Source organism: Microbacterium sp. NPDC064978 (assembly GCF_044543605.1).
Taxonomy (GTDB): domain Bacteria; phylum Actinomycetota; class Actinomycetes; order Actinomycetales; family Microbacteriaceae; genus Microbacterium; species Microbacterium meiriae.
The window spans coordinates 1-5304 of sequence record NZ_JBITWF010000008.1; the positions used below are offsets into that span (position 1 = coordinate 1).

The window sequence follows — 5304 nt, forward strand, 5'->3', positions numbered from 1 at the left end:
CCCGGTTCGTATGCAATTTCTTTTTACGGAGAGTTTGATCCTGGCTCAGGATGAACGCTGGCGGCGTGCTTAACACATGCAAGTCGAACGGTGAACACGGAGCTTGCTCTGTGGGATCAGTGGCGAACGGGTGAGTAACACGTGAGCAACCTGCCCCTGACTCTGGGATAAGCGCTGGAAACGGCGTCTAATACTGGATATGTGACGTGACCGCATGGTCTGCGTTTGGAAAGATTTTTCGGTTGGGGATGGGCTCGCGGCCTATCAGCTTGTTGGTGAGGTAATGGCTCACCAAGGCGTCGACGGGTAGCCGGCCTGAGAGGGTGACCGGCCACACTGGGACTGAGACACGGCCCAGACTCCTACGGGAGGCAGCAGTGGGGAATATTGCACAATGGGCGAAAGCCTGATGCAGCAACGCCGCGTGAGGGATGACGGCCTTCGGGTTGTAAACCTCTTTTAGCAGGGAAGAAGCGAAAGTGACGGTACCTGCAGAAAAAGCGCCGGCTAACTACGTGCCAGCAGCCGCGGTAATACGTAGGGCGCAAGCGTTATCCGGAATTATTGGGCGTAAAGAGCTCGTAGGCGGTTTGTCGCGTCTGCTGTGAAATCCCGAGGCTCAACCTCGGGCCTGCAGTGGGTACGGGCAGACTAGAGTGCGGTAGGGGAGATTGGAATTCCTGGTGTAGCGGTGGAATGCGCAGATATCAGGAGGAACACCGATGGCGAAGGCAGATCTCTGGGCCGTAACTGACGCTGAGGAGCGAAAGGGTGGGGAGCAAACAGGCTTAGATACCCTGGTAGTCCACCCCGTAAACGTTGGGAACTAGTTGTGGGGTCCATTCCACGGATTCCGTGACGCAGCTAACGCATTAAGTTCCCCGCCTGGGGAGTACGGCCGCAAGGCTAAAACTCAAAGGAATTGACGGGGACCCGCACAAGCGGCGGAGCATGCGGATTAATTCGATGCAACGCGAAGAACCTTACCAAGGCTTGACATATACGAGAACGGGCCAGAAATGGTCAACTCTTTGGACACTCGTAAACAGGTGGTGCATGGTTGTCGTCAGCTCGTGTCGTGAGATGTTGGGTTAAGTCCCGCAACGAGCGCAACCCTCGTTCTATGTTGCCAGCACGTAATGGTGGGAACTCATGGGATACTGCCGGGGTCAACTCGGAGGAAGGTGGGGATGACGTCAAATCATCATGCCCCTTATGTCTTGGGCTTCACGCATGCTACAATGGCCGGTACAAAGGGCTGCAATACCGTGAGGTGGAGCGAATCCCAAAAAGCCGGTCCCAGTTCGGATTGAGGTCTGCAACTCGACCTCATGAAGTCGGAGTCGCTAGTAATCGCAGATCAGCAACGCTGCGGTGAATACGTTCCCGGGTCTTGTACACACCGCCCGTCAAGTCATGAAAGTCGGTAACACCTGAAGCCGGTGGCCTAACCCTTGTGGAGGGAGCCGTCGAAGGTGGGATCGGTAATTAGGACTAAGTCGTAACAAGGTAGCCGTACCGGAAGGTGCGGCTGGATCACCTCCTTTCTAAGGAGCATCTGACGCTTCGGCGTCCAGAACCCAGATCGAAGGCATACGTTCTTCGCTGGGAGCTCATGGGTGGAACATTTGACATGGCATCGAGATCTGATCTCGGGACTAGTACGCCGCTTCGGTGGTTGGAAGGTTCTGGGTGAGGGGACCGGTGCCTGCACGCTGTTGGGTCCTGAGGGACCGGATGCGGATCCTTCGGGGTCTGGTCTGAACCTCTGGACCTCTTTCTGTTTGTCCCTGTGGGGGCAGGTGGATGGGGGTTCCGCCCGTACTTTGAGAACTACACAGTGGACGCGAGCATCTTGCAGCCGGCTTTCGAGCTGGTTGCACAAGATGATCTTAAAGATCATTAGTCAATTTCTGATTCCATCTTCGGATGGGGTCGAGTTTTTGATTCAAACTCATGTGATTTCAAGTCTTTAAGAGCAAACGGTGGATGCCTTGGCATCTGGAGCCGAAGAAGGACGTAGCAATCTGCGATAAGCCTCGGGGAACTGATAAGCAAGTTTTGATCCGAGGGTGTCCGAATGGGGAAACCCCGCTGGGCGGCGTGCCGACCTAGTGACTCCCGCCTGAATATATAGGGCGGGTAGAGGGAACGTGGGGAAGTGAAACATCTCAGTACCCACAGGAAGAGAAAGCAACCGCGATTCCGTTAGTAGTGGCGAGCGAAACCGGATCAGGCTAAACCGAGTGTGTGTGATATCCGGCAGGAGTTGCATATTCGGGGTTGTGGGACTCACCAGTCAGTTCTGCCGAGCTGGCGACGTTACAGAAGCGTATAGACGAACGGTCTTGAAAGGCCGGTCATAGAGGGTGCCAACCCCGTAGTCGAAATGCGTGTTCTGGCGTGGAGAGTATCCCAAGTAGCACGGGGCCCGTGAAATCCCGTGTGAATCTGTCAGGACCACCTGATAAGCCTAAATACTCCCAGATGACCGATAGCGGACAAGTACCGTGAGGGAAAGGTGAAAAGTACCCCGGGAGGGGAGTGAAATAGTACCTGAAACCGTTTGCTTACAAACCGTTGGAGCACCCCTGGTAGGTGTGACAGCGTGCCTTTTGAAGAATGAGCCTGCGAGTTAGCGATATGTGGCGAGGTTAACCCGTGTGGGGTAGCCGTAGCGAAAGCGAGTCTGAATAGGGCGATTCAGTCGCATGTCCTAGACCCGAAGCGAAGTGATCTATCCATGGCCAGGTTGAAGCGACGGTAAGACGTCGTGGAGGACCGAACCCACTTAGGTTGAAAACTGAGGGGATGAGCTGTGGATAGGGGTGAAAGGCCAATCAAACTTCGTGATAGCTGGTTCTCTCCGAAATGCATTTAGGTGCAGCGTTGCGTGTTTCTTGCCGGAGGTAGAGCTACTGGATGGCCGATGGGCCCTACAAGGTTACTGACGTCAGCCAAACTCCGAATGCCGGTAAGTGAGAGCGCAGCAGTGAGACTGTGGGGGATAAGCTTCATAGTCGAGAGGGAAACAACCCAGACCACCAACTAAGGTCCCAAAGCGCGTGCTAAGTGGGAAAGGATGTGGAGTTGCTCTGACAACCAGGAGGTTGGCTTAGAAGCAGCCACCCTTGAAAGAGTGCGTAATAGCTCACTGGTCAAGTGATTCCGCGCCGACAATGTAACGGGGCTCAAGCACGCCACCGAAGTTGTGGCATTGACATTATTGGTAGGCCTTCGTGGTCCAGCCGTGTTGATGGGTAGGAGAGCGTCGTGTGGCCAGCGAAGCGGCGGTGGAAACCAGCCGTGGAGGCTACACGAGTGAGAATGCAGGCATGAGTAGCGAATGACGTGTGAGAAACACGTCCTCCGAAAGACCAAGGGTTCCAGGGTCAAGCTAATCTTCCCTGGGTAAGTCGGGACCTAAGGCGAGGCCGACAGGCGTAGTCGATGGACAACGGGTTGATATTCCCGTACCGGCGAAGAACCGCCCAAGCTAATCCAGTGGTGCTAAACGTCCGAGCCTTCACATCGTCACCTTCGGGTGACACCGTGGAGGGGAGCACGTGACCCCATGCTGGTGCGGTTAGCGTATTAACAGGTGTGACGCAGGAAGGTAGTCCAAGCCAGGCGATGGTTGTCCTGGTGCAAGTGCGTAGGCCGAGTCGTAGGCAAATCCGCGACTCATACAGGCTGAGACACGATGCGGATAAAAAGTGGATGATCCTATGCTGCCGAGAAAAGCATCGACGCGAGGTTCTAGCCGCCCGTACCCCAAACCGACTCAGGTGGTCAGGTAGAGAATACCAAGGAGATCGAGAGAATCGTGGTTAAGGAACTCGGCAAAATGCCCCCGTAACTTCGGGAGAAGGGGGGCCTTCGACGTATTAGGACTTGCTCCGAAAGCGTTTGGAGGCCGCAGAGACTAGTGGGTAGCGACTGTTTACTAAAAACACAGGTCCGTGCCAAGTCGCAAGACGATGTATACGGACTGACGCCTGCCCGGTGCTGGAAGGTTAAGAGGACCGGTTAGCCGCAAGGCGAAGCTGAGAATTTAAGCCCCAGTAAACGGCGGTGGTAACTATAACCATCCTAAGGTAGCGAAATTCCTTGTCGGGTAAGTTCCGACCTGCACGAATGGCGTAACGACTTCCCAACTGTCTCAACCGCGAACTCGGCGAAATTGCATTACGAGTAAAGATGCTCGTTACGCGCAGCAGGACGGAAAGACCCCGTGACCTTTACTACAGCTTGGTATTGGTGTTCGGTGTGGCTTGTGTAGGATAGGTGGGAGACTTTGAAGCGGTGACGCCAGTTACCGTGGAGTCATTGTTGAAATACCACTCTGGTCACTCTGGATATCTAACTTCGAACCGTAATCCGGTTCAGGGACAGTGCCTGGTGGGTAGTTTAACTGGGGCGGTTGCCTCCCAAAAAGTAACGGAGGCGCCCAAAGGTTCCCTCAACCTGGTTGGCAATCAGGTGGCGAGTGTAAGTGCACAAGGGAGCTTGACTGTGAGACTGACAGGTCGAGCAGGGACGAAAGTCGGGACTAGTGATCCGGCAGTGGCTTGTGGAAGCGCTGTCGCTCAACGGATAAAAGGTACCTCGGGGATAACAGGCTGATCTTGCCCAAGAGTCCATATCGACGGCATGGTTTGGCACCTCGATGTCGGCTCGTCGCATCCTGGGGCTGGAGTAGGTCCCAAGGGTTGGGCTGTTCGCCCATTAAAGCGGTACGCGAGCTGGGTTTAGAACGTCGTGAGACAGTTCGGTCCCTATCCGCTGCGCGCGTAGGAAGTTTGAGAGGATCTGACCCTAGTACGAGAGGACCGGGTTGGACGAACCTCTGGTGTGTCAGTTGTTCCGCCAGGAGCACCGCTGATTAGCTACGTTCGGGATGGATAACCGCTGAAAGCATCTAAGCGGGAAGCCGGCCTCAAGATGAGACTTCCATACCTTCGGGTGAGAGGCTCCCAGCCAGACTACTGGGTTGATAGGCCAGATGTGGAAGCACGGTAACGTGTGCAGCTGACTGGTACTAATAAGCCGATGACTTGATAACACACCGTTTGTTGGTGCTTGCGTCCACTGAGTGGTTCTCGATGTACGGTCGAGAACTACCTTCAACAATGATTCATCATTGCTTTAGGTTTGATTGAAACATCAATAGTGTTTCGGCGGCCATAGCGTGAGGGAAACGCCCGGTCACATTCCGAACCCGGAAGCTAAGCCTCACAGCGCCGATGGTACTGCAGGGGGGACCCTGTGGGAGAGTAGGACACCGCCGGACTCCTTTTAGTC

At 54.9% G+C, this 5304-nt stretch carries 3 rRNA genes; all 3 read left to right on the forward strand.

The window, feature by feature from the left end:
- Positions 1 to 22: 22 nt before the first annotated feature.
- The 3 genes from ACIGJI_RS17370 to rrf all read left to right on the forward strand — a co-directional run bounded on the left by ACIGJI_RS17370 (position 23) and on the right by rrf (position 5293).
- Positions 23 to 1547: ribosomal RNA gene (locus ACIGJI_RS17370) — 16S ribosomal RNA — on the forward strand.
- A gap of 415 nt (positions 1548 to 1962) precedes the next feature.
- Positions 1963 to 5065 (forward strand): 23S ribosomal RNA (locus ACIGJI_RS17375).
- A gap of 111 nt (positions 5066 to 5176) precedes the next feature.
- Positions 5177 to 5293, forward strand: a 5S ribosomal RNA gene (gene rrf / locus ACIGJI_RS17380).
- The 16S, 23S and 5S rRNA genes sit together here, the layout of an rRNA operon.
- The last annotated feature ends 11 nt before the right edge of the window (positions 5294 to 5304 follow it).